The organism is Pseudomonas sp. AAC (genome assembly GCF_000725445.1).
GTDB lineage: Bacteria > Pseudomonadota > Gammaproteobacteria > Pseudomonadales > Pseudomonadaceae > Pseudomonas > Pseudomonas citronellolis.
The window spans coordinates 1-1,922 of record NZ_KL647109.1; the positions used below are offsets into that span (position 1 = coordinate 1).

At 61.8% G+C, this 1,922-nt stretch carries 2 protein-coding genes and 1 pseudogene; all 3 read right to left on the bottom strand.

What is annotated here, in order from left to right; translation table 11 throughout:
• Positions 1-174 precede the first annotated feature (174 nt).
• Positions 175-1,218 carry a zinc-dependent alcohol dehydrogenase family protein gene (locus tag FG99_RS30650; protein ID WP_034076304.1) on the bottom strand — a complete coding sequence of 348 codons (1,044 nt, stop codon included), beginning with the start codon at positions 1,216-1,218 and terminating at the stop codon, positions 175-177.
• A gap of 201 nt (positions 1,219-1,419) precedes the next feature.
• Positions 1,420-1,722 (bottom strand): putative quinol monooxygenase, encoded by a 303-nt coding sequence (locus tag FG99_RS30655; protein WP_034076332.1) that lies wholly within the window; start codon positions 1,720-1,722, stop codon positions 1,420-1,422.
• A 76-nt stretch (positions 1,723-1,798) separates the two neighbouring features.
• Positions 1,799-1,922: pseudogene (locus tag FG99_RS33050) on the bottom strand (organic hydroperoxide resistance protein); the annotation flags it as partial.

A 1,922-nucleotide genomic window follows, 5' to 3' on the forward strand; every position in this document is an offset into this window, starting at 1 on the left:
GGCCGTCGGTGCTCTTGACGGTGCCGCTGCGGCCGCCTATGGCGTTGACTGTCGTGCTGTAGAGTGTGCTCATGTGTTTCTCCTGATCAAATTCATTAACTGCCAGCCAGGTTGTGGCTGGCCATATATCCTGGAAGCGCTTGCCGGCAGGCAAGGCTCCGTCTTGTCAGTGCCTTACTTCGCGGCCTTGAGGATCACCTTCATGGCTTTCTCCTTCGCCGCTGCGCCGAAGACCTCGTACGCCTTCAGAATGTCGTCCAGCGCGAAGCGATGGGTGATGAGCTGGGCCGGTGAGATGCCCCCGGCCTGAAGCGTCTTCAGCAGCATGGGCGTGGTATTGGTGTTCACAAGGCCCATGGCGATGGTGATGTTCTGAAGCCAGAGCTTCTCCACGTGCAGCTCGACGGGCTTGCCATGAACGCCGACATTGGCGATGCGCCCGCCGGGGGCTATGGTCTGCTGGCAGATATCGAACGTTGTGGGAATGCCGACCGCCTCGATCGCCACGTCGACACCGACACCGCCCGTCATTTCCATGAGCGTTTCGACCGCCTTGCCATCGGCAACGTTGATCGTGTCAGTGGCACCGAATTTCCTTGCGACTTCAAGCCGGTTGGCATCGGTGTCCAGCATCACAAGCCGCCCCGGCGAATAGAACTGCGCCGTCAGCAGTGTGGCCATGCCGACAGGCCCGGCGCCAACGATGGCGACGACATCGCCCGGCTTCACCTGGCCCGCGAGGACGCCGATCTCGAAGCCGGTCGGCAGGATGTCGGACAGCATGACAAGCGCCTCTTCGTCCGTGCCGTCCGGCACCGGGTAAAGGCTGTTGTCGGCGTGCGGAATGCGCACATATTCGGCTTGGGTGCCGTCTATCAGATGGCCGAGTATCCAGCCGCCATCTGCGCAATGGGAGTAGAGCTGGCGCTTGCAGTTCGGACACGAGCCGCAGGAGGTGACGCAGGAGATCAGCACCCGGTCGCCCTTCTTGAAGTTGCGCAGGGCGCTGCCGGTCTCCTCGACAATGCCGACGCCCTCGTGGCCGAGCGTCCGGCCCGGCGTGACGGCGGGTACGTCACCCTTGAGAATATGCAGGTCGGTGCCGCAGATCGTGGTGTTGGTGATCCGCACGATGGCGTCGGTCGGCTTCTCTATAGCGGGTTTTTCCTTTTCTTCCCACGCCTTCTGACCAGGCCCCTTGTAGACGAGTGCTTTCATACCTTTGTACTCCATTGTGGTTTGCTGGATGCCGTCTTGACGATCAGCTTTGCAATTGCAGAATCAATGGCGGGATTTCGCCGCCGCTCAGCCGGAAGATGCAGTCGACTAAAGAAATTGGTCATTGGGTTCTTTCGCCCTTTTCGAAGGTGAAGCCCGGTGCCAGAGAATCCGACGGGACAGAATTCCGCAAACACAGCCTCACCCGGACAACTTGCTGGCAAGCACCTGCGCCTTCTCGATGCTGGGTGGCTCAGACAGCAATTCTCCGGCCCTGGCGAGCAGGGCGGCGGCGACCTTGCCCGCCAGATGCGCTTCACGCCCGGCCTCATCGGGGAAGGCGTCGAAAATGGCGAAGGTGCTGGGACCGAGGCGCAGGCCGAACCATGCGGCGGTGGCTGGCTCATCGAGCACGAGCGTCAAGCCCGCCTCCAGGAACGCCTCGACCTCCTGCTCTTTTCCGGGCCGAGCCTCCAGACGAACGAACAACGCAGTTTTAAGCAGGCTCATGATCAAGAAACTCCTTGACGTTTGGGGTGGGCTGGGTGTCGCACGGGCCCCGGCCCGCGCGCCGATGGCGTCATCGCGTTTTCACCAACAGGGCCACGTCGATGTTGTCACGGGTCGCATTGGAATACGGGCAGACCTTGTGCGCCTCGGCAACGATTGCTTCGGCCGCCGCCTGGTCGACCCCGGCGATGGTG

Bases quoted from the DNA above. Each gene is read 5' to 3' on its own strand.
- FG99_RS30650 (WP_034076304.1), bottom strand. From the start codon at position 1,218: ATGAAAGCACTCGTCTACAAGGGGCCTGGTCAGAAGGCGTGGGAAGAA.